The organism is Actinoplanes sp. OR16 (assembly GCF_004001265.1).
Lineage (GTDB): Bacteria > Actinomycetota > Actinomycetes > Mycobacteriales > Micromonosporaceae > Actinoplanes.
Genome location: NZ_AP019371.1, coordinates 9,108,783 through 9,132,596, shown reverse-complemented (window position 1 = coordinate 9,132,596; position 23,814 = coordinate 9,108,783). Strand labels below are relative to the sequence as shown.

At 70.4% G+C, this 23,814-nt stretch carries 27 protein-coding genes and 1 pseudogene; 11 read left to right on the top strand and 17 right to left on the bottom strand.

What is annotated here, in order from left to right:
• Positions 1–35: 35 nt before the first annotated feature.
• Complete coding sequence (locus tag EP757_RS42010; protein WP_127553897.1) at positions 36–1,301, top strand: alkaline phosphatase; 1,266 nt, start codon at positions 36–38, stop codon at positions 1,299–1,301.
• Positions 1,302–1,333: 32 nt separating this feature from the next.
• Here EP757_RS42010 and EP757_RS42005 read toward each other — a convergent pair whose 3' ends face one another.
• Together EP757_RS42005 and EP757_RS42000 are read right to left on the bottom strand one after the other, a co-directional pair.
• A complete protein-coding gene (locus tag EP757_RS42005) occupies positions 1,334–2,053 on the bottom strand; it encodes an AraC family transcriptional regulator (protein ID WP_232050277.1) in 720 nt (239 codons plus the stop codon).
• 111 nt (positions 2,054–2,164) lie between these two features.
• The gene (locus EP757_RS42000) at positions 2,165–2,467 is read right to left on the bottom strand and encodes a putative quinol monooxygenase (protein ID WP_127553895.1); all 303 of its coding nucleotides are present in this window, start codon (positions 2,465–2,467) and stop codon (positions 2,165–2,167) included.
• A gap of 121 nt (positions 2,468–2,588) precedes the next feature.
• On the opposite strand from EP757_RS42000, the gene EP757_RS41995 reads away from it, so the two are divergent.
• Both EP757_RS41995 and EP757_RS41990 read left to right on the top strand, forming a co-directional pair.
• A complete protein-coding gene (locus tag EP757_RS41995) occupies positions 2,589–3,239 on the top strand; it encodes a hypothetical protein (RefSeq protein ID WP_127553894.1) in 651 nt (216 codons plus the stop codon).
• A gap of 58 nt (positions 3,240–3,297) precedes the next feature.
• Positions 3,298–3,771, top strand: coding sequence for a hypothetical protein (locus EP757_RS41990; protein WP_127553893.1), 474 nt, complete (start codon positions 3,298–3,300; stop codon positions 3,769–3,771).
• Between the two features lie 149 nt (positions 3,772–3,920).
• Here the strand turns inward: EP757_RS41990 and EP757_RS41985 are convergent, their stop codons facing one another.
• Complete coding sequence (locus tag EP757_RS41985; protein ID WP_127553892.1) at positions 3,921–5,339, bottom strand: MFS transporter; 1,419 nt, start codon at positions 5,337–5,339, stop codon at positions 3,921–3,923.
• A 79-nt stretch (positions 5,340–5,418) separates the two neighbouring features.
• Here EP757_RS41985 and EP757_RS41980 point away from each other — a divergent pair, with 79 nt between their 5' ends.
• The gene (locus EP757_RS41980) at positions 5,419–6,066 is read left to right on the top strand and encodes a TetR/AcrR family transcriptional regulator (protein WP_127553891.1); all 648 of its coding nucleotides are present in this window, start codon (positions 5,419–5,421) and stop codon (positions 6,064–6,066) included.
• A gap of 179 nt (positions 6,067–6,245) precedes the next feature.
• Here the strand turns inward: EP757_RS41980 and EP757_RS41975 are convergent, their stop codons facing one another.
• The 6 genes from EP757_RS41975 to EP757_RS41950 form a co-directional block, all read right to left on the bottom strand.
• Positions 6,246–6,848, bottom strand: a complete 603-nt coding sequence (locus EP757_RS41975; protein WP_127553890.1) for a dihydrofolate reductase family protein — start codon at positions 6,846–6,848, stop codon at positions 6,246–6,248.
• 121 nt (positions 6,849–6,969) lie between these two features.
• Positions 6,970–8,406 (bottom strand): multicopper oxidase family protein, encoded by a 1,437-nt coding sequence (locus tag EP757_RS41970; RefSeq protein ID WP_127553889.1) that lies wholly within the window; start codon positions 8,404–8,406, stop codon positions 6,970–6,972.
• Between the two features lie 57 nt (positions 8,407–8,463).
• Complete coding sequence (locus EP757_RS41965) at positions 8,464–9,138, bottom strand: response regulator transcription factor (RefSeq protein ID WP_127553888.1); 675 nt, start codon at positions 9,136–9,138, stop codon at positions 8,464–8,466.
• On the bottom strand, positions 9,135–10,199 hold the full coding sequence (locus tag EP757_RS41960) for a sensor histidine kinase (protein ID WP_127553887.1): 1,065 nt from the start codon (positions 10,197–10,199) through the stop codon (positions 9,135–9,137). The genes EP757_RS41965 and EP757_RS41960 overlap by 4 nt, the downstream gene beginning before the upstream one ends.
• A gap of 16 nt (positions 10,200–10,215) precedes the next feature.
• On the bottom strand, positions 10,216–10,974 hold the full coding sequence (locus EP757_RS41955; RefSeq protein WP_127553886.1) for a trans-aconitate 2-methyltransferase: 759 nt from the start codon (positions 10,972–10,974) through the stop codon (positions 10,216–10,218).
• Between the two features lie 20 nt (positions 10,975–10,994).
• The gene (locus EP757_RS41950; RefSeq protein WP_232050276.1) at positions 10,995–12,368 is read right to left on the bottom strand and encodes an MFS transporter; all 1,374 of its coding nucleotides are present in this window, start codon (positions 12,366–12,368) and stop codon (positions 10,995–10,997) included.
• 50 nt (positions 12,369–12,418) lie between these two features.
• Here EP757_RS41950 and EP757_RS41945 point away from each other — a divergent pair, with 50 nt between their 5' ends.
• Genes EP757_RS41945 through EP757_RS41930 form a run of 4 tightly spaced genes read left to right on the top strand, consistent with a single transcriptional unit; the run spans position 12,419 to position 15,315 of the window.
• A complete protein-coding gene (locus EP757_RS41945) occupies positions 12,419–13,132 on the top strand; it encodes a TetR/AcrR family transcriptional regulator (RefSeq protein WP_127553885.1) in 714 nt (237 codons plus the stop codon).
• A 49-nt stretch (positions 13,133–13,181) separates the two neighbouring features.
• On the top strand, positions 13,182–13,784 hold the full coding sequence (sigK, locus tag EP757_RS41940) for an ECF RNA polymerase sigma factor SigK (RefSeq protein WP_127553884.1): 603 nt from the start codon (positions 13,182–13,184) through the stop codon (positions 13,782–13,784).
• A complete protein-coding gene (locus tag EP757_RS41935; RefSeq protein ID WP_127553883.1) occupies positions 13,781–14,503 on the top strand; it encodes an anti-sigma factor domain-containing protein in 723 nt (240 codons plus the stop codon). The genes sigK and EP757_RS41935 overlap by 4 nt, the downstream gene beginning before the upstream one ends.
• A gap of 35 nt (positions 14,504–14,538) precedes the next feature.
• Complete coding sequence (locus EP757_RS41930) at positions 14,539–15,315, top strand: serine/threonine-protein kinase (RefSeq protein ID WP_127553882.1); 777 nt, start codon at positions 14,539–14,541, stop codon at positions 15,313–15,315.
• On the opposite strand, the gene EP757_RS41925 is transcribed toward EP757_RS41930, so the two are convergent.
• Entirely contained in the window at positions 15,302–15,880 is a 579-nt protein-coding gene (locus tag EP757_RS41925) for a DUF4352 domain-containing protein (protein WP_232050275.1), read from the bottom strand. The two genes, EP757_RS41930 and EP757_RS41925, sit on opposite strands and share 14 nt — an antisense overlap.
• Before the next feature lie 97 nt (positions 15,881–15,977).
• Here EP757_RS41925 and EP757_RS41920 point away from each other — a divergent pair, with 97 nt between their 5' ends.
• On the top strand, positions 15,978–16,412 hold the full coding sequence (locus EP757_RS41920; protein WP_232050274.1) for a VOC family protein: 435 nt from the start codon (positions 15,978–15,980) through the stop codon (positions 16,410–16,412).
• 7 nt (positions 16,413–16,419) lie between these two features.
• Here EP757_RS41920 and EP757_RS41915 read toward each other — a convergent pair whose 3' ends face one another.
• The gene (locus tag EP757_RS41915) at positions 16,420–16,812 is read right to left on the bottom strand and encodes a VOC family protein (RefSeq protein ID WP_127553881.1); all 393 of its coding nucleotides are present in this window, start codon (positions 16,810–16,812) and stop codon (positions 16,420–16,422) included.
• Between the two features lie 54 nt (positions 16,813–16,866).
• Between EP757_RS41915 and EP757_RS41910 the strand changes: the two genes are divergently transcribed.
• Entirely contained in the window at positions 16,867–17,817 is a 951-nt protein-coding gene (locus EP757_RS41910) for a YafY family protein (protein ID WP_127553880.1), read from the top strand.
• 10 nt (positions 17,818–17,827) lie between these two features.
• Here the strand turns inward: EP757_RS41910 and EP757_RS41905 are convergent, their stop codons facing one another.
• Entirely contained in the window at positions 17,828–18,919 is a 1,092-nt protein-coding gene (locus EP757_RS41905; RefSeq protein ID WP_127553879.1) for a hypothetical protein, read from the bottom strand.
• A 54-nt stretch (positions 18,920–18,973) separates the two neighbouring features.
• Positions 18,974–20,104 (bottom strand): hypothetical protein, encoded by a 1,131-nt coding sequence (locus tag EP757_RS41900; protein ID WP_127553878.1) that lies wholly within the window; start codon positions 20,102–20,104, stop codon positions 18,974–18,976.
• A 127-nt stretch (positions 20,105–20,231) separates the two neighbouring features.
• On the opposite strand from EP757_RS41900, the gene EP757_RS41895 reads away from it, so the two are divergent.
• Positions 20,232–21,227, top strand: coding sequence for an SEC-C metal-binding domain-containing protein (locus EP757_RS41895; RefSeq protein WP_127553877.1), 996 nt, complete (start codon positions 20,232–20,234; stop codon positions 21,225–21,227).
• 51 nt (positions 21,228–21,278) lie between these two features.
• On the opposite strand, the gene EP757_RS44395 is transcribed toward EP757_RS41895, so the two are convergent.
• From EP757_RS44395 to EP757_RS41880, 4 genes and pseudogenes are all read right to left on the bottom strand, one after another.
• Positions 21,279–21,470 carry a hypothetical protein gene (locus EP757_RS44395; RefSeq protein WP_232050273.1) on the bottom strand — a complete coding sequence of 64 codons (192 nt, stop codon included), beginning with the start codon at positions 21,468–21,470 and terminating at the stop codon, positions 21,279–21,281.
• Positions 21,467–21,831, bottom strand: a pseudogene (locus EP757_RS44390) (PrsW family glutamic-type intramembrane protease). The gene EP757_RS44395 and the pseudogene EP757_RS44390 overlap by 4 nt, the downstream one beginning before the upstream one ends.
• Before the next feature lie 147 nt (positions 21,832–21,978).
• A complete protein-coding gene (locus EP757_RS41885; RefSeq protein WP_162521014.1) occupies positions 21,979–22,218 on the bottom strand; it encodes a hypothetical protein in 240 nt (79 codons plus the stop codon).
• Between the two features lie 174 nt (positions 22,219–22,392).
• Positions 22,393–23,643 carry a vanadium-dependent haloperoxidase gene (locus tag EP757_RS41880; protein WP_127553875.1) on the bottom strand — a complete coding sequence of 417 codons (1,251 nt, stop codon included), beginning with the start codon at positions 23,641–23,643 and terminating at the stop codon, positions 22,393–22,395.
• Between the last annotated feature and the right edge of the window lie 171 nt (positions 23,644–23,814).

Here is a 23,814-nt window from a genome sequence, read left to right as displayed (position 1 = left end):
CATCTTTCACCGATGACGCTGGAGGAGGATTCGAGATGCTGGTTCGTAGCGTGCGTTGGCTGGCCGCGCCCGTGGTGGCGGGACTGGTGGCGGCGGCGGGGCTGAGCCTGATGAACCCGGTGACCGACGCCGGAGCCGATCAGAGCGGCAAGGGCCGTCCGTCGGTCAGGAACGTCATCTTCATCAACGGGGACGGCATGGCCGCGGCCCATCGCGAGGCGGCCCGCCTCTACTACGCCGGCCTGCAGGGACGGCTGACCATGGACAAGTTCCCGGTCTCCGGTCAGCTGACCACCAGCCCCGACGACCCGGACTCGGCGGTCACCGACTCGGCTGCCGGGGCGAGCGCCTGGGCGACCGGGGTGGCCACCTACAACGGCGCGATCAGCGTCGACACCGACGGGAATCCGCTGCCGACACTCGGCGCCGAGGCCAAGAAGGCGGGCAAGGCCACCGGCCTGGTCACGACGGCACAGGTCACCGACGCGAGCCCGGCCGCGTTCTACGCGAACGCCGTGGACCGGGCAGCCCAGGACGACATCGCCCGCCAGTTCCTCGACGTCTCGAAGCCGGACGTGATCCTCGGCGGGGGCGAGGACTGGTGGCTACCGGCCGGCACACCCGGCGCCTACCCGGACCAGCCCGCCGAGGACCCGGCCGAGGGCAGCCGCGGCACCGAGGGCAACCTGATCGAGAAGGCGAAGGCAGCCGGCTACCAGTACGTCTCGACGCCCGCCCAGCTGTCCGCCGCCCGCGACGGCAAGCTCCTCGGCCTCTTCGCGAACCAGGAGATGTTCCAGCAGCGCGCCGAAGGCGAAGGCGACGTCTACGCCCCGGTCGTCAGCCTCTCCACGATGACGAAGAAGGCCCTCGACGTCCTCTCGAAAGCCGACCGGGACGGCTTCTTCCTGTTCGTCGAGGAAGAAGCCGTCGACGAGTTCGCCCACAACAACAACGGCCGCCGCACCCTGCAGGCCATGGGCGAACTGGACAAGGCGGTAGCAGTGGCCCGATCCTTCGCAGCGACCCGCGGCGACACCCTCGTTGTGGTGACCGGCGACCACGAGACAGGCGGCCTGGCGGTGGAGGACGCCGACACCGACGACGAGTCAGTGAACGAAGACGGCCCGTTCACGGTGAAGGGCACCACCTTCCCCTTCTTCCTGGACTGGACCACTGACGCCCACACCAGCCAGAACGTCCCGGTCACCGCCTACGGCCCGCAATCCGACCGCTTCACCGGCCAGCACCCGAACACCTACGTCCATGAAATCCTCCATCCCCTCCTGACCCGCCGCTGAAAGCCGCCCGGTCCGGGTGGATCAGGTCGTGATCAGGGGCGGAAGCTGGCGCGGTACGCCGACGGGGTCCGGCCCGTCAGCTGCCGGAACGCCTCGTTGAAGGCCGACAGCGAGGAGTAACCGACGGTGAAAGCCACCCTGGTCACCGGGTCGTCGCCGGCGGCCAGCTCCTCGACCGCTCGCAGCACACGCATCCGGCGCAGGATCGCACGCCACGTCATGCCGGTCTCGTCCTCGAAGCGACGGGCCAGGGAACGCGGCGCCAGCCCCACCTCGGCGGCGATCTCCTCGAATCGGGGATCGTCGCCGAGGCGCTGCTCGGTCAGCTCGAGAGCCCGGCGCAGCTCCGGGGAGGAACCGGCCGGCACGACGACCGGGCTCGGCTGCTCGGCCAGCCGCCACGTCACGGCGATGAGCGCGTCGAACAGCGCCGCGGCGTAAGGATCCGAGCTGTCACCCCACGCCCCGCACTCGGCCAGCAGCGACCGCGCGAGCGGACTGAGGTCGAACACCGTCAGCGGCGTAGGCGGCACCGGCGCGAACATCGGATCGAACAGCACCGACGACGTCGTCACCGGCTGCGGGATGCTGACCCGGATCGGCCGCCCCGCCGCGATCAGCGCCGCCCGGGCCGGGGGCAGCACCCACGACTGCCCCTCGGCTTCGAGCCGCAGCACGCCGGCCGAAGCGCAGAGCAGGTAGTGGCTGTCGGTCATCAGCTCGCGGACGGGCTCCGCCGGGAACGTTCGCACGAAGCTGTAAGCCTTAGGAGTCATCGACAGCCTCGCACGCCCCCGATCGTAGGAGCTCGCTCCCAGAAGCCCACTCCCACGAGCCCACGCCCACGAGCCCGCTCCCGGGAGTCAGGCGACCGTCTCCATCAGCTCCGCGCGGAACCGTCGGCTCACCGGCGGCGCGGTCATCAACGGCCGCAGGATCGTGCCGGATCTGGCGAACGAGTCGGAGCGCTGATATCGGTTGAAGGAGTCGGCGTCCGTCCACTCGTGAACGAGCGTCACCTTGGTCTTGTCCTCCCGGGAGGCGTAGACACGGTATGCGATGTTGCCCGGCATGCCCCGCACCGCGGGGAACTCGCTGTCGAGCTGGGCGAGAGCGCGGGAACGGTCGGCGGCGGTGGTGTGGAAATCAACGATGGCGATGAGCATGCGTCGATCCTCCCGCTGCCGGCCCGGGTGCCGCTGCCGTCAGTCGGACACGTTCACGCTTCCATCGGACACGGCGCTGCGTAGACGGTCTACGCTGCGCCGACCGTCTACGCTGCGCGACATGTCGATGCCTATCGAGCGCCTTGACGATCCTGAGTTCTGGCGCGCTTATTTCTTCGAAGCCGAGATCGACGAGGATGAGGACGACGACGAGGATGAGGACGGTGAGGAGCTGGTCGTCGAGTTCGCCGTCGGCGGCGGCCATGCGCTGGTGCTCGACATCGATCTGGAGCTGACCTCGGTCGAGCTGGGCCTACGCACTCCGGACAATGACGAGATCCTGGAACTGGGCTGGGACGATCAGGCTCACTGGCATCCGCACGCTCTCCGCTGGGCCGAACTGGACCTGATCGGGCGGGCCGCCGCGGTCATCGATCCCGGTCTCCGGCATCCCGGGCCGGTCCTGGCGCTGGCGAGCCGGTTCGTGGCCCTCGGGCCCGACGACGATCTGGATGCGATCACGCCGCTGATGGATGCGGCCTACGACGTTCCGTGGCCGACCACCCGGGACTGGCTGGACCGGGCCGATTTCCGGGACCAGGCCACCACCTGGCGGCAGGACGAGGCCGGGAACTGGACCGTCGATCAGGATGACGCACAGAAGCCGGAGCGGGCCCTCTACAGTCTGCGGCGGCCCGGAGGGAGCTTCCCCTTCGCGGCGTGGAGAAGGCTGCTGGCAGCGGCCGAGGCGACAGTGGCCACCCGATCATGAGTTGATCACGTGCGGCAGACTGCGTCGCATCTGATCAGCGGCTTCGGGAAGGGCCACGATGTTCCGGATTACGCCGCCCTGGCAGGGCATCCTCGACAAGCGCCGGCAGGAGGAAGCCCGCCGCCGGGCCGAGGAGGAGCGGCGCAAGGCCGAAGAGGCCCGGCAGCGGCGAAAGGCTCTGATCTTCGGCGGGGTCGCCCTGCCGGTGCTCATCGGGTCCCTGGTGACGGCCGGCATCTTCCTCGATGACGACGAGGGTGGGAAGCCGGCCGTTCGGCAGACCACCGATGTGCAGCAGGTGAGAGTGCCGGCGGTGAAGGCGCCGACGACGGCGACGTCGGTGACGAGAAAAGCGACGACCAAGCCCGGCACCAAGCCGACCACGGCGAAGCCCGCCACCGCCGATCCGGTCGTCAAGACGACGACCACGAAGGCGACCACGGCGAGACCGGTCACCAAGGCGACCACGGCGAGACCGGTCACCACGGCGAGACCGGTCGCCAAGGCGACCACGAAGAAGTCGACGCGATAGGCAGCGGCCTGTCAGGGGTGAGCGCGTCCGCCAGCCGGCCGCTAGGGCGGTGACCATGCACCGGCCGCGATCGTCGCCGGACGGCCCGGACCACCGCGCGTGCTCGCGCGGTGGTCCGGGGACTGCGGGATCGCGGTCGGGGGCGGCCGTCAATTCCGTACCGAATATTTCGCCGCCCAGATGACCAAGCCGGCGCAGATCGCAGTGAGCGTGAGGGTCGCCGTGGTGACCGCGTTCTCGAACGTGTGCGCCGCCGCGGCGCTGGAGCCGATCGTGGTGAGCGAGCCGGCGACCGCCGCCGCGACGATGGTGCCGGTGACCGCCATGCCGATGCTGCCCGCCACTTCCTGGCTGGTGTCGCTGAGGGCCGCGCCGGTCGACGTCAGGTCTTCGGGCAGGCCACGCATCACGGTGACACCGGCGATCGTGGCGACCACCCGCATGCCGGCGGCGGTCAGGGCGAGTGCCACGGCGATGAAGACGTAGTCGTAGCGGCCCAGCAGACCGTAGATCAACAGGCCTGCGACCACTGCCGATGCGCCGATCGCGCCGGCCCGCCGGGTGCCCAGCCGGTCGGCGAACTTCTCGACGAACGGGCCCACCGCGATCAGCACGACGACCTGCGGGAGGTTGCCGAGCGCGGCCTGTGCGGGCGACCAGCCCCAGACGAGCTGCAGCTGGAGCGAGACGCTGTAGGCGATCGCCGCCATGCCGAGGCCCATCGCGGCCTCGTAGGCGAGGCTCGCCGAGACGGCCGGACGCTTGATCAGTTCGACGTCGAAGATCGGGTGTGCGGTACGACGCTCGTGGACCACGAAGGCCGCCGCACTCAGAACCGTGCCGATCATGGAGGGGATCGCGGCCCGCCAGCCCTCTTCGACGACCTGGGTCGCGGTCCACAGCACTAGGATCAGCGTGGCCGTGCCGAGCAGGGCGCCGGGCAGGTCGAGCGGCGTCGTGTTGCGCTTCGCGGGGTCGTCGCGCGGGATGCCGCGGCTGATGCAGACGAACGCCAGGACGGCGATCGGGACGTTCATGACCAGCAACGTCTGCCACGGCAGGACCTGCAGGATCAGGCCGCCGACCGTCGGGCCGATCGCCATGCCGACCAGCCCGACCGTGGCGATCAGCGAGGTGGCCCGCATCAGCAGGTTCTCCTGGTCGAACAGGCGGAAGCAGAGCGCCATCGTGCCGGGAGCGGTCATCGCGGCGGTCACGCCGATCGCGGCGCGGACCGCCACCAGCTCGGTCGGTGTGCTCACGAGCAGCACGGCGAGGCTCGCCAGGGCGAACAGGCTGAGGCCGATCAGCATCATGCGGCGTGTGCCGAATCGGTCGGCGATCGCCCCGAACGCGATCATCAGGCCGCCGAAGAGCAGTGAGTACCCCGACGTGATCCATTGCAGGTCGGTGGCGCCGGCCCGCAGCTCGCGAGCGATGGTCGGCAGCGCGACGCTGAGGATCGAGTTGTCCAGCATCTCCACCAGGAAGACGACGGACAGCCCGAGGATGGCGGGCCACACGGCCCGCAGGGAAGTCGGACGTGCGTCCAGAACCGCGGCGCTCATGATAAACCCCCTCACATCTCTGGAATGTTGTTCCAGAGACGAGTTTGGAACGCCGTTCCAGGCATGTCAAGATGGGGGCATGGCACATGGGACGCGCACCACAGCCCTGTCGCGGGAGCGCATCGTCGAGGCGGCCGTCGAGATCCTCGACGCGTCCGGCGAGAGCGGCCTGACGTTCCGCACACTGAGCGCGGCGCTGAAGACCGGGGCCGGGGCGATCTACTGGCATGTGGCGAACAAAGGCGAGCTGCTCGCGGCCGCCACCGACGCCGTCATCCACTCCGCCTTGACCGATGTCGGCGGGACTCCGGCCGAGCGCATCCGCGGGCTGGCGATCAGCGTCTTCGATGCCGTCGACGCGCATCCGTGGGTCGGCGAGCAGATGTCCCGCCTCGCCGCGCAGCCCACGACCCTGCACGTCTTCGAACGGATCGGGCGGCAGATCCAGGAGCTCGGCGTACCGGCGGCGGCCCAGTTCAACAGCGCTTCCGCACTGCTCAACTACATTCTCGGCGTCGCCGCGCAGAACGCCGCTCTCGCCCAGTCGGTCGCCGAGGGAACCGATCGCGACGACGTCCTCACATCGTTCAGCGTCGACACCCCCTTCCTGCGCAGCGTCGCCGGGGAATTGCGCTCGCACGACGATCGGGAACAGTTCCTCGCCGGCATCGATCTGATCCTTGCCGGGATTGCGGTCTCCTCTTCCGGTACGCCGCAAGCACCGTGATCCCCGCCTCCCTCGCCGAGCCCTGATCGCCAGCGGTCACGAGGCAGTGGCCCGGCGGCTCGCTGAGGACGGTGAGGAGGAGTGTGCCCGTGCGCTCGCCCGGGCACTGCTCGACCAGGGTGACCGGAGGCGGCGCCGGCGGTCGCCCGTAGCCGAAATCCTCGCTCGCGCCGCTTCTCTTAGACCTGGCCCTCGGTGTCCTCGTAGCCGGCGGGCGCGGGCGCCTCGGCGGGGGCGTAGACGACCCGGATGACGCCGGTCGGGAACGCCTCGGTGGAGACGACCTTCAGGTGGTACGCGGTGTCGCCGTCGTCGAAGAGGCGGCGGCCCTTGCGGGCGGCGACCGGGTGGATCAGCAGGCGGAGTTCGTCGACGAGGCCGGCGGCGAGGAGCTGCTGCACGACCGAGATCGATCCGGGGATGAGGACGCCCTTGGTCTCCGGGTCGGCCTTGAGGCCGCGGACGGCGTCGGTCAGGTCACCGCTGATCAGCTCGGAGTTCCGCCAGGTGAACTCCAGGTTCTGGCGGGAGGCGACGACCTTGCGGAGGTCGCCGATCTGCTTCGCGAACGGGGCGTCCTCACCGCCGGCGGCCTCACGGTCGGGCCAGGCGCCGGCGAAGCTGTCGTAGGTCTCGCGTCCGAGCAGCAGCGTGTCGGCGGTCTCGTAGTCCTCGGTGACCGCGCGGCCCATGTTCTCGTCGAAGTACGGAAAGTGCCAGGCCGGATCGATTTCGGCCACGCCGTCGGCCGAGATGAACAGGGTGGAGATGACCTTCGCCATGATGGTGGTTCCCTTCGCGTCAGCTGGTTTCGAGGGGTAGACCGCGGGCGTCGCGCGAACTCATCGGTCCGCCGCCCACCGACATGATCCCGGAATGCTCGACTGGCGGGCGGACCGGACCTCATCCGTGGCGGTGGCCGGGCGGTATCCGGCGCGGAACCAGGTCCTCGGTTCCCGGTGAGGCGATGACGAACTGGCCCATCATGCCTTTGTCCTCGTGGCGCAGGATGTGGCAGTGGTACATGTACGGCGACTCCGGGTCGGCATGGGCGCCGAACTGGACGGACAGCCGCGCCTTCGCCTGCTTCGGCAGGAAGACCGTGTCCTTGGGGCCGGCCTGGTAGGCGGGCGGCGGCGCCCCGTCGATGTCGAGGATGCGGAACGACACCTCGTGGATGTGGAAGTTGTGGGCGTACGTCGTGTTGTCGATCTCCCAGATCTCGTGCGCCCCGGCCGGCACCACCTCGTCGATCCGGGTCATGTCCATGTCCCTGTCGTTGATCTCGGAGCCGGACAGCGAGAACCGGCGGACCCGCGCGCCCGCCGGCGGTGGGACTGCCGGGACGCCGCCGAGTGAGGCGGGCAGGTCGTCCGACTCGCCGAGGCGGGCCGCTGCCACGAACTTGATCAGGTCGAAGTCGTCCTCCTCGATGTCGTTGGCCGACCGGGCGGTCTCGCCCCTGCTGTCCATCACGACGGACTCGCCGGGCGTGAAGCGGACGACGATCTCCACCCGCTCGCCTGGGCTGATCTTGACACGGTCCACCCGGGCCGGGCGTTCCAGCAGTCCCGCGTCGCCGGCGATCACGTCGAACGCGCGGCCGTCGGCGAATCCCACCCGATAGACGCGGGCGTTCGACGCGTTGAGCAGGCGGAACCGCACCAGCGTCGTGGTGACCTCGAAGTACGGATCGCGGACGCCGTTGACCAGGATCGTCTCGCCGAGCAGCCCGAACGTGCCGCTGTCCACGCCACTGGTGGACATCTCCCCGTCGTCGAACACCTTGTCCTGAATGATGAGCGGAATGTCGTCGACGCCGTATCTCCAGGAATCCCGGCCGATCAGGAAAAGGCCGGCCAGGCCGCGATGAACGTGCATCGCGGTCTCCTCGTGCAGATGCGGATGGAACCACCCGGTCATCGCGGGCTGATCAATGGTCCATTCCGCGGTCCAGGTGGCGCCCGGATCGATCATCTGGTGAGGGCCGCCGTCCATCCTCGCCGGGAGCCGCATGCCGTGCCAATGCAGCGTGCTGGTCTCCGGCAGCCGATTCGTCACGACCATCCGCACCCGGTCCCCACGGTCGGCGCGGACGGCCGGCCCCAGGTAGGAGCCGTTGACGCCCCACGTCTCGCTGAACCGGCCGGGCACGAACTCGGTCCGGCCGCCGGCGTCGAGGGAGAGCTCGAAACGTTTCGCGCCGTCCGGGTCGACGGTGTATCCGGCAAGCGGTGGAATGCGAAGCTTATTGCCGAAGGTCGATTTCGGTACGCCGTCGCCGCAGGCCGCCAGAAAACCGGAGAACAATGCCAGGGAAAGGACACTTCGTCGTTTCACGAAATCAATCGTGACAGCTCTTCATCGCCGTCTGAATCGGTTATCACCCGGATCCGGTCATACATCGGGAGATGTATGCCAGCCCGGACGAGCACGACCTGATTCGTACGCCCAGACCACGAGCTGAGCGCGATCACGCACCGCGAGCTTGGTGAGCACCCGGGACACATGGGTCTTGACCGTGGCGTGGCTGATCCGCAGTCTCGCGGCGATCTCCTCGTTGGACAGGCCGGCCGCGACCAGGTCGAGGATCTCCAGTTCGCGGGCGGTCAGGCCGTCGAGCCGCGGCGGAGGCGGCGGTGCCGGCCGGGCCGACATCTCGGCGATCAGCCGCCGGGTCACCGCCGGGGCGAGCAGGGCGTCGCCGCGGGCCACCACCCGTACGGCATGGATCAGCTCCTCCGGCTCCAGATCCTTGAGCAGGAAACCGCTGGCGCCGGCCCGGATCGCGCCGTAGATGTACTCGTCCGACTCGAACGTGGTGAGGATGACGACCCGGACGTCCGCGAGATCCGGGTCGCCGCAGATCTCGCGGGTGGCGGCGAGACCGTCCTTGCCGGGCATGCGGATGTCCATGAGCAGCACGTCGGGCCGCTTCTCGCGGGCCAGCCGCACCGCCTCGTCGCCGTTCGCGGCCTCGCCGGTGACGGTCATGTCCTCTTCGCGGGCGAGGATCGTGCGGAAGCCCGCGCGTACCAATGTCTGATCGTCGGCCAGCGCAAGGGAGATCATCGCGTGCCGCCCTCGCGGAGAGGGAGGGAAGCCCGCACCCGGAAACCGCCGCCGGGCAGCGGCCCGGCCTCGCAGTCGCCGCCTGCTGCTGCCGCTCGGGCCGCCATGCCCGGCAGGCCCGAGCCGCCCGGGCCGACGACGACCTGGTCGCCGTCGTTCGCGATGGTCAGCACCAGCTGATCCCCGTCCTGATGGATGTCGACGTCGACGCGTGAGGCGGACACCGCGTGACGCATGGCGTTGGTCAGGGCTTCCTGCACGATCCGGTACGCGGCCTGCTCGATCACCGCGGGCGCCGGCGCCGGGTCGACGGTGGCGCGGACCGGCAGGCCGGCCGTGGTCATGCGGTCGAAGAGCTCCGGTAGAGCCGCCAGCCCCGGCTGATCGGTGGCCCGCAGCACCGAGCGCATCTCTCGCAGGGCCTCGGTGCTCGCCGTGCGGATCTCCCGCAGCGCCGCGAACGCCTCGGCCGGCTCGCGGGTGTGCAGCGCGGCGCCGGCCTGCACGCTGATCAGCGACAACTGGTGACCGAGGACATCGTGCAGGTCGCGAGCGATTCGCAGCCGTTCCTCGGCGGCCCGGCGCTGCGCCTCACTCTCCCGCGAGGCCTCGGCGAGCCGCGCGCGGTCGAGTGCCTCCGCGGTCCGGCGGGCACGGCTGCGGGCCAGCTCACCCAGGATCACCGGCAGCAGCAGGATCGGCGCGGTGCCGAGGAACGCCTCCCACCGGCGCCCGATCAGCACGAACGCGGCGAGCAGCAGCACGGCCGCGCTGATCGCCGGTCGGGGGCCGCGATCCCGCGCCACCGTGTAGAGCGCGATGATCAGCGTCAGGACGATCGGCGCGTCCGGGAATCCGAGCGGGTAGTAGAGCAGCGTGACCGCCGAGGTCAGGAGCAGGACGGCGTACGGGAATCGCTCCCGCCAATGGAGAACCACCGCTGATCCGGCGATCAGGATCAGTCCCCACGGCAGCAGGGGTCTCGTCGCGTCATCGGCGGTGGTCAGCGCCGTGGCGACGTTGAGGGCGATCAGCCCGGCGATCGAGGCGGCACGCCACATCGCCCCACTGTAAGCGTCAGCGGCGACGCGCCAGGTGCACCCAGATGTCCGCGGTCAGCTCGACGACGGGTGGCAACGCCAGCTCGATCCGCCGGTAGACCTCGTCCTGCTGCCCGGCCGGCAGCTGGATGTAGGCGGAGATCGTCGACAGGTGGCTCACGTAGTCGCGGGCGGTCATCGTGAGGGTCCGCGCGAGGACGTGCTGCTGCACGTCGGCGAAGAGTGGCGACTCCCGCAGTTCGGTGCCCGGCCACTGCATCGCGGCTTCCGGCGGGGTGCCGTCCGGCGAGGGGATGTCACTTCCTTCGAGGTACGGCGCCTGAGCCGTGCGGACGTCCTCCTCGACATCGGGGTCGCTGAGCTCGACGGGACCGCCGAAGCACGCGAACACGCCGCCCGGGTTCAGCAGCCCGGCGATCCGGGGCCAGCGGCCGTCCGGTGCCGTCCAATGCAGGGCCGCCGCGGCGTAGACCAGGTCGTGGGCGCCCTCCACGGAGAGTTCCTCGAAGCTGCTCCGCACCGGCGTGACCTGCGGCGGCACGTGTTTACGCAGCTCGGCCAGCATGCCTTCGTCCGGCTCGGTGGCGGTGACGGCGATGCCGTGGCCGGCGAAGAGGCGGGTCGCCTTGCCGGTTCCGGCGCCGATCTCGAGGGCGGTCCGGATCGGGTGGCTGGCGTAGCCCGCGACCAGGTCGAACAGTTCGTCGGGGTAGCCCGGGCGGAACCGTTCGTAGGCTTCCGCCACTGCTCCGAAGCTCAAGGCGCGTACCGGCATGCCGGGCATCCTGACACGTCTCAGGCCACCGACGCCCGGAATTTGCCGAACGCCCAGCCCGCCAGCGCCGCGGCCAGGACCGTGAGGGTGGCCGCCGCGATCGTGACGGCCTGTTCGAACTGTGCCGTCTGCGGGCCGCTCCAGTCCGCCGTGGCGATGCTGCCGGTGAACACCGCGGCGAGGATGGTGCCGGTCACGGCCAGACCGGCACCGGACGTCACCTGCGTGGCGGTGTCGGTGAGCGCCGCCCCGATCGAGGTGCGGTTCGCCGGCAGGCCGCGCATCACGTTCACCGCCGCGACGACGCCGAGCACCCGCAGCCCGGCCGCGACCAGCACGAGGGCGAGGGCGATCCAGCCGTACCCGGAGCGCCCGAGCAGCGCGTAGACGGCGAGCCCGGCCACCAGCGAGCAGGCGCTCAGCCAGGCGGCCCGGTTCAGCCCGGCCCGCTGCACGAACGGGTTCACCAGCGCGCCTCCGGCGATCAGCACGGCGACCTGCGGCAGCATGCCGAGCGCGGCCTGGGTGGGCGTCCAGCCCCAGTCGAGCTGGAGTTGCAGGGTGACCAGGTAGCCCAGCCCGGCGACGGCCAGCCCGGCGGCGGCCTTGTAGGCGAGGCCGGCGGAGACGAGCGGCCGGGCGACCAGCTTCAGGTCGAGCATCGGGTGCCGGGCGGTGCGCTGCCGGACGACGAAGAGGGTCCCGGCGATCAGCGCGGCAGCGGTCGTCGTCCACGGGAATCCGCCGTTGACGAACTCGGTCGGCGCGAGCAACGCCAGCACGATCGCTGCGGTGCCGAGCAGCGCGCCGATCACGTCGACGGGGTCACGGTGCAGGCCGGCCGGGTCGTCCTTCGCGATCCCGGCGCGGATGCCGAGGAAGGCGAGGGCGGCGATCGGCACGTTCACCAGCAGCAGCACCTGCCAGGGGGCGACGGCGAGCATCAGCCCGCCGGCGGTCGGGCCGATCGCGAGGCCGATCAGGCCGACGGTGGAGATCACGGTGGTGGCGCGCACCCGTTGCCGGTCGTCGTCGGAGAGCCGGAACGCCAGGGCCATCGACCCCGGGGTGGTCATCGCCGCGGCGACACCGGTGAGCGCGCGGACGGCGATGAGCTGCTCGGCCGTGGTGACGAACGCGGTGGCCAGGCTGGCGAGGCCGAGCAGGACCAGGCCGGTCAGCATGGTGCGGCGGCGGCCGAACCGGTCGGCGATCGCACCGAACGCGAGCATCAGCCCGCCGAAGACGACGGCGTAGGCGCCGGTCACCCACTGCAGGTCGACGGTGGAGGCGTGCAGGTCGCGGCCGATGGTGGGCAGCGCGACGGTGAGGATCGAGTTGTCGAGCATCTCGACGAGGAAGACGGCGGAGAGGCCGATCAGAGCGAGTTTCACGAACACCGTTCTACACTCGAACAGTGTTCGTATCAAGTACAGTGTCTGCCATGTCACCGACACCGCAGGAACGGCGGGCCGCCCGGCACGGCCTGGTCGAGGGCGCACCACCGGCCCGGCGCGGACGCAAGGCGCCGATCACCGTCGACGTCATCGTCAGCACGGCGTTCGGGATCGTGGAGCGCGAAGGCTACGAGGCCCTCACCATGCGGCGGCTGGCCACGGCGCTGGAGACCGGGCCGTCGTCGCTCTACGCCCACGTCGTGAACAAGGAGGATCTCGACGAGCTGCTCATCGGCCGGCTCTGCGCCGAGATCGACCTGCCGGAGCCGGATCCCACGTCGTGGCGGGCACAGATCACCGGTGTCTGCGCGCAGCTGCGCGACCAGTACCTCCGCTATCCCGGGATCTCGCAGGCCGCCTTCGCGTCGGCGCCGGCGAACCTGGACACCCTCCGGGTCAGCGAGGGCATGCTGGCGATCCTGCTGGCCGGGGGCATCCCGCCGCAGACCGCCGCCTGGGCGATCGACGCGCTCGTCCTGTACGTCAACGCGCACAGCCTGGAGGTCTCCCTCGCCCGGCGCCGCCTCCACCGCGGCGACGGCGACTGGGTGGTCGGCCGCGACGAGATGCTGCGCCGCTTCGCCGCCCTGCCCGACACGTTCCCGCAGACCAGGCGTTATGCGGCCGAGCTGACGACCGGTAGCACCGACGACCGTTTCACCTTCACCATTGCACTGATGCTGGACGGATTGCATCAGTGAGCAATCCGTGACCGGGGTGGCTCCGAACAAGCGGGGAGGAAGGAGTGCCATGGCAGAACACGGCCGGCGGGATCATCTCCGCCCGGTGCCCGCTGACGCCGAGCCCGACGCGGGATCGCTGCTCCGGGCGGTGGCGCGCGGTGACGAGGCGGCGTTCGGGCGGCTCTACGACCTGGTGGCGCCGCGGGTCTACGGGCTGATCCGGCGGGTGCTGCGCGATCCGGCGCAGGCCGAGGAGGTGGCGCAGGAGGTGCTGGTCGAAGTGTGGCGGACGGCTGCCCGGTTCGATCCCGATCGGGGATCGCCGACCGCCTGGGTGTTCACGATCGCCCATCGCCGGGCTGTCGATCGGGTACGAGCGGAGCAGGCAGCGAGCGACCGAACCGTCAGAGCCGGCGCCGCCTCCGTCGACACCCCCTACGACGCCGTCGCCGACGAAGTGGCCGTGCGGCTGGAGCGACAGCAGGTCAGGCACTGTCTCGACCACCTCACCGCGTTGCAGCGGCAGGCCGTGACCCTGGCGTACTACCAGGGGCATTCCTACCCGCAGGTCTCCGAACTGCTCGATGTCCCGCTCGCCACGGTCAAGACGAGGATGCGCGACGGCCTGATCCGGCTGCGTGACTGCCTGACCCCGGGTGTGGCCGCATGAGCGCCGACATTCATTCCCTGGTCGGGCCCTATGCGCTCGACGCGCTGGACGACATCGACCGCGCGGCTTTTGAACGGCACCTGCGCGAGTGTGAACCCTGCCGCCTGGAAGCCGACGATCTGCGGGAGACCGCTGCCCGGCTCGCCGACGGCGCGTGGTCGGTCCCGCCGCCGCGGTTGCGGGAGAACGTGCTGGCCGCCGTGGCGGACACCCGCCAGATCCCGGTCGCGACCCGTCCGGCCCGGCCGCCGCGCCGCCTGCGGTTGATGGCAGCGGCCGTCGTCCTGGTCGCGGCGGCAGGAGCGGCCGCGGTCACCTATGTGGTGCAGGATCAGCGAGTACGCCGGGCAGAGGCCGTGGCGGACCGGGCGCAGGACCGGGAGTCCCGGATCCGGGCGGTGCTCGCCGCCCCCGACCTGGTGGTGCGGGAGGAGCCGCTGAACAGCGGCGGCCGGGTGACGGTGGCGAGTTCGGCGCTGCGCAACGCCGGCGTGATCATGCTGGCGGCGTCGGATGCCCCTGCGGCAGGCAGCGTCTACCAGCTGTGGACGATCCGGGGCGGGTCGCCGTCGAGCGAGGGCGCGCTGGCCGACGGCCAATCGGCAGCGGTGCAGGTCGTCCAGGGCATGTCGGACGCGTCGGCGGTCGGTGTGACGGTGGAGCCGTCGCCCGGTTCCGCGAAGCCGACGGCGCCGCTGGACGCGCTCGTGGAACTCTGACCCATCCGCCCGCCCGGCGGCTCCGAATCACCGGCATGGACGTGGTGGGCGGCAGGTACCGGCGGGAAGAGCTGATCGGCGCCGGTGGGATGGGCCGGGTCTGGCGGGCCCGCGACGAGTTGCTGGGTCGCACGGTGGCGGTCAAGGAGGTCACCGGCGGCACGATGCTGCGGGAGGCGCGGGCCGCGGCCCGGCTCCGGCATCCGGGTGTGGTCAAGGTGTACGACGTCTTCGACTCCTGGATCGTCATGGAGTTCGTCGACGGCGTCTCGCTGCAGCAGGCGTTGCCACTGCCGGTCGAGGAGGTCGCCCGGATCGGCCTGAGCGTCGTCGGCGCGCTGCGGGCCGCCCACCAGGCCGGGGTGCTGCACCGCGACGTCAAACCGGACAACGTGCTGCTGGCCCGGGACGGCCGGGTGGTGCTCGGCGACTTCGGGCTGGCGTCGATCCGGTGCGAGGGCGGGCCGGATCCGCGGCTGGGGTCGCCGCACTACATCGCGCCGGAACGCCTGGCCGGCCGGGATTCGGGCGTGCCCGCCGATCTGTGGTCGCTCGGCGCCACCCTGTACGCCGCGGCCGAGGGGCGGCCGCCGTTCGCCCGGGACGACACCGCGGCCTCACTGTGGGCGGTGGTGTCCGCGCCGCCGGATCCGCCGGTCCAGGCGGGTCCGCTGTCGTCGCTGCTGCTCGACCTGCTGGTGAAGGAGCCGTCGTGGCGTCCGTCGGCCGGCGAGGTGGAGTACCGGCTGAAGACGGTCCTGGCGCCGCCGCGGTTCTGCGGGCGGGCCCGGGTTGCCGCTAGCCGATGCTGACGGTCACGCCGCCGGAGAGCATGAAGTCGTGCAGTTCCAGGGTCTCCAGCCGCGCCTTCTGCGGGATGTCGAAGACGAGCACGCCGGTCACCTTCTCGCCCGGGTCGAGTTTCTCGAACAGCGTGCGGGTGTCCCGGTTCAGGTAGACGGCGGTGAGCTCGTCGTTGCCGTACGACGCGCCGCTCGTGTCGAACGCCTTCTGCGCCGCGCCGATCAGGTATTTCGGCTCGTCGGCGATGTTGCGGACGGAGAGGGTGACGACGCAGTACCGGCCGTCGGCGGTGCGTTCGAGATGCTCGATGCCGACGCTGGTCCGGGAGCAGTCGACCCGGGAGACGACGAACTCGAACTTGCCGTCGCGGACCGGGTCGCCGACCCCGGCCGGCGGTCTGCTGGTCCTCGTCGCCGCCGGGGTCGTCGTCGCGGGCGTGGTGACGGCGGCGGCGGTGGTCTCCTCCCGGCCGTACTGCTCGGCGGCGATCCCGGCCGCGAACAGCGCGATCACCGCGGCGCAGCCGACCAGCACCGCCAGCAGTGGTTTGAGTGGGGCACTCGTCGCGTCCACACCCTCACTGTGAGTCACCTAAAGGTCACTAGCTACCGCTTTCGCCTGATCAGCGTCGAGCTTCGCCTGATCGGACAAGTCGCCTAAGCTCGGTCGGGTGGCGATCGTGCGCATGGATCACGTCAGTGTCATCGTCGACGACCTCGATGCGGCGGAGGCGTTCTTCGCCGAGCTGGGGATGGAGCGTGAGGGTGGCGCCCGGGTCGAGGGCCAGTGGGTGGATCGGGTCAACGCGATCGACGGCGTCCGCGTCGAGATGGTGATGATGCGGACCCCGGACGGCCACGGCAAGGTCGAGCTGACCAGGTTCCTCACTCCCGCCGCGACCGGCGGCCGCAGCGAGCCGGTGAACACGCTGGGGTTGCGTACCGTCATGTTCGAGGTCGACGACATCGCCGACACGGTCGAGCGGCTGCGCGGCCACGGCGGGGAGCTCGTCGGTGAGCTCGCCGACTACGAGGACTTCTACCGGCTCTGCTATCTCCGGGGCCCGGCCGGCATCATCGTCGCGCTGGCCCAGCAGCTGCGCTGACGACCAGTCACGGCCGCTGGCGGGCGACCGCTTCCGCGGTGACCGGCGTGAAGATGTTGATGAGCGTGCCGTCGGGGTCGCGGAACAGCAGTGAGCGGTTGCCCCACGGCATCGTCGTCGGCTCCTGGACCGGCGCGCCTATGCCGTCGCGCAGCCGGGCGTACTCGGCGTCCACGTCGTCGACCCGGAACTCCACGATGGCGGTGCGATTCGCCGCCGGTACCGCCTCGCCGTCGCCCGGAACCGTCGCGACACCACCGATGGCCAGCTTGGCGCCGGGCAGGACCAGTTCGGCGAAGTACGGCGCGTGCCGGATCGCGGTGTGGCCGGTGACCAGCTCGTAGAAGTCGGTGAGCCGGGCGACGTCGTCGGTGATGAGGCGGATCGAGTTGAGAATCATGAGGAGGACGCTAGAAGCAATACCGGGCACTTTCCGCCCGGTATCGTCGGACGGGTGACGCGGCCCACCGCACGGGTGCTGACCCTGCTGGAGATCCTGCAGAGCGGCGGCGTCCACACCGTCGCCCGGCTCGCCGAGCGGCTCGGCGTGGACGAGCGGACCGTGCGGCGCTACGCCGGTCACCTGCTCGACCTGGAGATCCCGATCGAGTCGGTGCGCGGGCGCTACGGCGGATACCGGCTCGCGCCCGGCTTCCGGATGCCACCGCTCATGCTGACCGGCGAGGAGGCCCTCGCCGTGGTGCTCGGTCTGATGGCCGGCAAGCGGGCCGGTCTCGCGTCGGCGTCCGAGTCGGCCGCGGCTAAGGTGCGCCGGGTGCTGCCGAAGACGCTCGGCTCACGGCTGGAGGCGCTGGTCGCCGCGATCGACTTCACCGCGCCGGGCAGCGACGGGCCCACCGCGTCGGTGCTGCTGGAACTCGCCGAGGCGGCCGGCCGGCGCCGCCCGGTGCGGGTGGACTACGTCGATCGGGCGGGACGGTCCAGTGAGCGGATCCTTCATCCGTACGGAATGGTCGCGCACTCCGGACGCTGGTATGTGACAGGTCTCGACGCGGCGAGGGGCGAGATGCGGACGCTGCGGCTGGACCGCATCGGCGCGGTGCGGATCGTCGCCGGCGAGTTCGAGGTCCCCGCCGACTTCCAACCGGCCGACGTGGTGCTGAACAGCCTGGCCGGCACACCGTGGCGGTACGAGGTCGTGGTCGCGGTGCGCGGCGAGGCAGAGGAAGTCCGTACCAGGCTGCGGTTGAGCCTTGCCGATGTGTCGCCCGGTGATGCCGGCTGGAGCGTGGTGCGGTTCCGTGCCGAGCGGCTGACCTGGGTTCCCGGTGTGCTGGCCGGGCTCGACCTGCCGTTCGTCATCGAGCAGCCCGCCGAGCTGCGCGAAGTAGTCCGCGAATGGGCGTCCCGGATCCTGACCTACGCGGATCTCCGGGTGACGTAGCGCGAGCCGATCAGGTGGTGACAGCTGCCTGCGCGCCACGGACGCGGATCTCGTGGACCGGGCGGTAGCGGTCGTCGAGGAGCGTGATCAGGCTCAGCAGCAGGATGAAGAAGAGCGCCACCGCCGGGTTCAGATCTCCGCCGGAGAAGGGCAGCAGCCAGTCGGAGAGGGCGACCAGCACCGCGTTCATGACCACCCGGACGGCGAAGGCGATCGGCGCGCTCTCCACGCTGCGCGACGAGCGGGCCGACCAGAGGCTGATCGCGGCGTTTGCCACCACGAAGGTCGAGGTGATGACGAACCGCTGGACGTTGTCGAAGGTGGCGCTCGGCAGGATCTGCGCATAGATGATCCAGATCAGGCTGACCAGGGCGACCTTCTCCAGGGTGCCGATCGACCACAGCCGGCCGTGCTCGGCGACCCAGCGGTTCCGCGAGGCGACGGTGGCGGCTTCGGCGGGCAGCGGGTCGGCGGCGACGTGCCAGCGCCAATCCGGTGCGGGCATGCGGGGCCGGATCGCGAACCAGTAGATCAGGCAGACGGCGGCGATCGCCGCCGCGCAGGCCGGGCCGAACCACCAGATCTCCTCGACCGTGTCGGTGAAGTCGAGCTGGGCCACGTGGATCCACCACTCCTGAGGGAGCTTTATGAAGATCCAGATGAACGCGGCGGTGGCGATCCACCCCTTCAGGGTCACCCGGGCCGGGTTCCAGAACAGGCGGTAGGCCTCGTACGCGATGAAGAAGTATTCGAACGTGTTGGGAAAGATCATGAGCAGCGCGCGGGTCTCGGTGAGCTCGAACGCCACGACACCGATCAGGCGGTAGAAGTAGAGGAATTGGGCGACCTGCACGGCCGGCCGGCTGGTCCAGTTGCGCATCGTGGACAGATAGGCGATGGCCAGGTAATACACGTCCATCGCCTTGTCGTAACCCTGGTATCCGGGCGGGTCGAAGCCGAACGCCTGGAAGACGGTCTGGTCGACGGCGTCCAGGATCAGCGCGGCGATGATGGCCGGCAGCGGATAGCGCGGGATCAGCAGAGGCACCAGGAAGCGGGCGCCGACGACCGCCAGGAACACGAGGGTGGCGGTCGTCGTCATCCGTCAATCAGAGCAGCCGATCGATGGCTGCCGGATCATCCCCAGGGTGTGAGATCAGAGGGTGACCTGGAGGGGCGCCGTGCGCTGGGTGTAGGTTCCGTCGCCCAGCTGGCCGTTCGCGTTGCCGCCCCAGCACCAGAGGCCGCCGCCGGTCCGGACGCCGCAGCTGTGATAGCCGGTCCGGACGTCGCCGGTCCAGCTCGTGACGCTGCCGACCTGGGCCGGTGCGGTCCGGTGGTTCGTCGTGCCGTCACCGAGCTGCCCGGTGGCGTTGTTCCCCCAGCACCACAGCGATTGATCGGTACGGGTGGAGCACACCGTGTTGAAGCTCGCGTCGACAGCCGCCCACGTGGTTCCGGTTCCGACGCGCGCCGGCGCCGTCTGGAACGTGGTGCCCGCCCCGAGCTGCCCGTATCCGTTGTCGCCCCAGCACCAGAGGCTGCCGTCGGCCCGGACGCCGCAGTTGAACGCGTACCCGGCGGTCACCCCGGTCCAGTCGGTCGCGGTGCCGACCTGCGCCGGACTGATCGAGGGCGTGAGCCGGCCGAGGCCGAGCTGCCCGTCGCCGTTGTCGCCCCAGCACCAGAGCGTGCCGGTGGTGCGAAGGCCGCAGCTGTGCGCGAATCCGGCCGTGACGCTCGCCCAGTCGGTGGCCGTGCCGACCTGAACCGGCGTGGTCGCGGTGTAGATCGCCGACGGGTCGGCGCCGAGCTGCCCGAGCCGGTTGAAGCCCCAGCACCAGAGCGTGCCGTCGGTACGCGTCGCGCAGGTGTGCGCATCCCCGGCACTGACGTTCGCCCAGCTCGTAGCGGTGCCGACCTGGGCGGGGGAGGTGCTGCGGGCGGTGCTGCCGATGCCGAGCTGGCCGCGGGTGTTGCTGCCCCAGCACCACAGGGTGCCGTCGGTGCGGATGCCGCAGGTGTAGCTCGTGCCGGCGTCGAGGCTGCTCCAGGAGGCGGTGCCGACGCGGACCGGGGTGGTGCTGCTGGTGGTGGAACCGATGCCGAGCTGGCCGCTGGCGTTGGCGCCCCAGCACCACAGCGAGGCGTCGGCCCGGACCGCGCACGTGTGCGCGTAGCCGGCGGCGACGGTGGACGCGGCCGGAGGAGCTGCTGCTGCCGGGCTGGTCATGGCCCCGATCGCGGCCAGGACAGCCGTCAGGAAAAGGGCGGCTCTTCGTATCATGCAATCCTCCTGGGAGCGCTCCCACTGGGTTGTTACAAAGTTTTTACCATCGATGAACGGCATTGGCCAGGCGAAGTGAGACCCAGATCAACAGTCATGGAACCGTACGGAGCAGTACGGTGAGCCTGTGCCGTTGAAAACTGATCTGACCAGCGCAGACCTCGAAGAGATCCGGCAGACCGCCCTCGGTGCCGCCGACCCGCTCGGCGTCGCCGCCGACCTGGCGAAGGCCGCTGCCGACGGACGTCTGGCCGACCCGGCCGATGCCGGCGCCGCGCTCACCCTCGCCGCCGAGATCGCGGAGAGCCGCTCCAAGCTCGACGCCGCCCTGCGATACGTCGACAGCGCCCTGGAAGCCCTGGGCAAACGTGACGACGCCCAGTCCGTCACCACCCGCGCCGTCCGGGCCCGGATCCTGTTCCGTATCGGTCGCGCCGACGAGGCCACCGCCGAGATCGAGCCGCTGCGCCCCGCCCTGCTGCAGCACTCCGACGCCGCCGCCTCGGTGAGCGCCGCCCTCGCCGTCGGCGGTCGCCTGCGTGAGGCCGAGGAGTGGCTCTCCGACGCCGTCCAGCAGGCCCTGACCGATCGTGGCAACGCCACCGAGCCGACCACCGCCGACGAGGCCGGCCTGCTGTTCTTCCTGCTCCAGCAGCGCCACCGCGTCCGCCACGCCCTCGGCCTGCAGCACGACGCGCACGACAACCTCGCCGAGCGCCTCGAAACCCGGCTCTCCAACGCCTCCGCCCGCGCCGCCGCCGCACCCGCCGGCGACCTGCTCTTCTGGCCCCAGCCCGAATTCGATCAGCTGATCAAGCAGTGGCCGGCCGTGACGTCGTCGTTCGGTGCCGACTGGGACGAGCACCGAGCCCGCCTCGAACGCGAACTGGTCCGCCTCGCCGCCACCGGCCGAGCCGACCTGTCCGTCCTGCCGTCTTCGGTCAAGAGCCTGACCGCGTACGCCGGCGCCGACCGCGACCCGGCCGCCCCCGAAACGCTGTCCGGCTACGCCAACCGCCCCGGCGCCGACCACCTCGCCTGGCCCCCGGAGCGCAACGCGTCCTGCTGGTGCGGCTCCGGCAACAAGTACAAGAAGTGCTGCCTTCCCCGCTCCCGCAGCTGACCGGAGCCTCCGATCCTCCCCGGGCCGAGAGCCACCCGCTCTCGGCCCGGTTCACATCCCTTCCGAGCCGCCGTCGCCGTCGCTGCGGTGGTCAGGGGCGCCCGAGCCGGGCCCTTCGGCGGTGATCACACCCTGTTCGGCCTCGAACGCCATCACCGTGCGCATCGCCTCGCGTTCCGGCCGGACGGTGTAATGGAACAGCCAGATCACCACGGCCAGGCTGATCAGGATCTCCCCGATCAACAGCGGGAACAGCAGCGAACCGTTGCCGCCGCGCGCTGCGCCACCGTGCCGACGAGATAGACGATGCCGGCCCCGACCAGCGCCGAGTAGAGGATGTGCGACGAGAAGCCGGTCGCCAGTCGCATGCCCACGGTGCTCAGGCTCGTACCCAGCTGGTCGCTGCCGAACTGCTCGTTCGCCGAGTTGTAGCCGTAGGAGATGTCCTCGAGGATCTCGAAGCCCAGGCCACGAACGCGCCGAGGATGAACCGGTCGTAGGCGGTCCGGACCACGCGGGGAGCCAGGAACAGCAGCAGTAGCACGCCCGCGCCCTTGCCCAGCTCCTCGAACAGCGGCGCGGTCAGACCCGCGCCCCAGGCCACCTGGAAAGCCTGACCGAACACCTTCTGGTGGATACCGAGCAGCGCACTGTTGCCGGACAGGGCGACGCCCGGATCGCCGCGTTGATCTGGCCGAACAACGCCCAGAGGCCGTAGGCCACACCGAGCACATAGACCCAGAGACACGCGTCACGCGGCTGCCACAGATGGACCGGGTTGCCCCAGCCGGTCCGCTCGATCGCGGCGCGGATATCCGGCCACATCCGGTTGTCCCTGCCGCAGGCCGCTCACCAGATTCGCTCCGGTGACCGGCACGAACCGCACATCCGGACCGACCTGAATGACATCTCCGGCACGGATGGGGTCATCGACCGACACCCGGTCATTGATCGCGGGCAGGATCCAGCTCGCGATCGCGAACAACAACACGACCAGTCGGCCCGCCGGCGTTCCTCGCCGGCCGGGCTCGCCGCATGAAGCCCCGACACGTCCCACTCCTCGCCTCGCCATCTGAATCGACGCAGAGGAGCGGCGAACTGTCAGGCGAGGTTCCACGAACGCGGCCAGCCTGCCGATGTCCTCACACCGTCGCCCAACGATCGATCATGACGGAGATCCATCGCTCGGTGCGGGACAGAACCGCAGACTCGTGGCGACCACCGCGGCCCCCACCGTTCGTCCCAGCTCAAGCCCGGCCTCATTGCTGAACGGGAAATGCTGCCCACCATAGATCCGCGACATTCCCGCCTCACCGGCCGCATCGGAGAAGCTCGCATAGGTCCGCGGCACCCCACCGGGAGCCGTATCCGTGGCATGCGTGAACGAGATCCGATCCCGGTGGAAGAAGAGGGCCAGCACGGCAGCGCCCGCCCCGCTGTAGGAACTGTGCCCCGACACGTATTCCGGCGTCCCGCCCACGCTCCCGGCCCGGGCGGTCCACGCCGGATCAGCAGTGGTGGCCGGGTTGCCGTCGGTGTCGGCTTCGCGGATCGCGGTGGTGGGCCGCCAATGCCGGTAGGTGTACTTGGTGCTCACCGTGGCGACGGTGACGTCCGCGAGAGCCATCGTCAGCAGGGCGGTCAGCCGGGCTTCTTCGGGCAGTGGCAGGTGACGTTCCGAGGCCACCTCCAGGGCGATCCGCAGCCACTCGCCGGGCGGCTGGCCGGTACCGGCCGGCAGGGACCAGAACTGGTAGGTCGCGAGCAGGTCCGGCGCCGGCTGTGCGGCGTCGCCCAGGGTCGCGACCTCGGCGAACGCGGTCGCGTAGGCGGTGCTGGTCAGAGCAGGGGGCGGTCCTGGCACGTACGCGGCCGGATTCTTCACGGCGAACGGTGTGACGGTGCGGTACTGCACGCCGGACCACGCCGCGCGGAAGACCCCGGGTCCGGTCCCGGCGGGCTGTGACTCGACGGGTGTGGAGCCGTCGGCGGCCCGGGCTGCGACGACCTGTCCGCCGACGGTGGCGCCCCACGCCGCGCCGGCTTCCTTGCCCTTGCCGAGTTGTCGCAGGTCGGCGGCGAGCTGGGTGTCGTAGTCGCCGGCCCGCGCCGGGTCGAGTCCGGTCAGCACGGCATGAGCCGCGGAGACGGCCGCCGCCTGCTGGTCGGCGTGCCGCGGACCGGTTGCCGGGATCAGCGCCGGCGTCCGCTGCCGGGTGATCCCGTTGACCGCGTCGAAGACCGCCACGTTGACCATCGCGTAGAGACGCGCGGCGTCGGCGTCGGTCGAGCGATTGAGGCGTACCGCGTCGACGGCCAGCTCGTTCCACGTCCCGACGGCGTCGATGTCGGGCGCCGGCTTGGTCACCGGCACGGTGGTGAGCAGAGTCAGGGTGGCGACCAGCAGTTTGATCACGGTTGAGGCCTTCCCGCGAGGATTGCCGTGCTCGCCTCACCATGCACCCGCCCGCCGTCGAAAGCGGTCAACCGTCCTAGATCAGACGCTCGGAAGTTTCGGGACCACCCCTCTTATTTATCGATCTTCATTTCGTACGTCGAAAGCTTGAGCTGCACCACTCATGCGCCG

What these genes read in the sequence shown, in the direction of transcription:
- EP757_RS41960 (WP_127553887.1), bottom strand. Translation starts at nt 10,199, where the DNA reads ATGTGGCGTGCCGCCTCGATCGCCGGGCTGATCGCCCTCAACGTCGCC.
- EP757_RS41995 (WP_127553894.1), top strand. Translation starts at nt 2,589, where the DNA reads ATGTCGATGCCTATCGAGCGCCTTGACGATCCTGAGTTCTGGCGCGCT.
- EP757_RS41965 (WP_127553888.1), bottom strand. Translation starts at nt 9,138, where the DNA reads ATGATCTCCCTTGCGCTGGCCGACGATCAGACATTGGTACGCGCGGGC.
- sigK (WP_127553884.1), top strand. Translation starts at nt 13,182, where the DNA reads ATGGCAGAACACGGCCGGCGGGATCATCTCCGCCCGGTGCCCGCTGAC.
- EP757_RS41955 (WP_127553886.1), bottom strand. Translation starts at nt 10,974, where the DNA reads ATGCCGGTACGCGCCTTGAGCTTCGGAGCAGTGGCGGAAGCCTACGAA.
- EP757_RS41905 (WP_127553879.1), bottom strand. Translation starts at nt 18,919, where the DNA reads ATGACGACGACCGCCACCCTCGTGTTCCTGGCGGTCGTCGGCGCCCGC.
- EP757_RS41990 (WP_127553893.1), top strand. Translation starts at nt 3,298, where the DNA reads ATGTTCCGGATTACGCCGCCCTGGCAGGGCATCCTCGACAAGCGCCGG.
- EP757_RS41915 (WP_127553881.1), bottom strand. Translation starts at nt 16,812, where the DNA reads ATGATTCTCAACTCGATCCGCCTCATCACCGACGACGTCGCCCGGCTC.
- EP757_RS41935 (WP_127553883.1), top strand. Translation starts at nt 13,781, where the DNA reads ATGAGCGCCGACATTCATTCCCTGGTCGGGCCCTATGCGCTCGACGCG.
- EP757_RS41945 (WP_127553885.1), top strand. Translation starts at nt 12,419, where the DNA reads ATGTCACCGACACCGCAGGAACGGCGGGCCGCCCGGCACGGCCTGGTC.
- EP757_RS41980 (WP_127553891.1), top strand. Translation starts at nt 5,419, where the DNA reads ATGGCACATGGGACGCGCACCACAGCCCTGTCGCGGGAGCGCATCGTC.
- EP757_RS42010 (WP_127553897.1), top strand. Translation starts at nt 36, where the DNA reads ATGCTGGTTCGTAGCGTGCGTTGGCTGGCCGCGCCCGTGGTGGCGGGA.
- EP757_RS41930 (WP_127553882.1), top strand. Translation starts at nt 14,539, where the DNA reads ATGGACGTGGTGGGCGGCAGGTACCGGCGGGAAGAGCTGATCGGCGCC.
- EP757_RS41975 (WP_127553890.1), bottom strand. Translation starts at nt 6,848, where the DNA reads ATGGCGAAGGTCATCTCCACCCTGTTCATCTCGGCCGACGGCGTGGCC.
- EP757_RS42000 (WP_127553895.1), bottom strand. Translation starts at nt 2,467, where the DNA reads ATGCTCATCGCCATCGTTGATTTCCACACCACCGCCGCCGACCGTTCC.
- EP757_RS41985 (WP_127553892.1), bottom strand. Translation starts at nt 5,339, where the DNA reads ATGAGCGCCGCGGTTCTGGACGCACGTCCGACTTCCCTGCGGGCCGTG.
- EP757_RS41900 (WP_127553878.1), bottom strand. Translation starts at nt 20,104, where the DNA reads ATGATACGAAGAGCCGCCCTTTTCCTGACGGCTGTCCTGGCCGCGATC.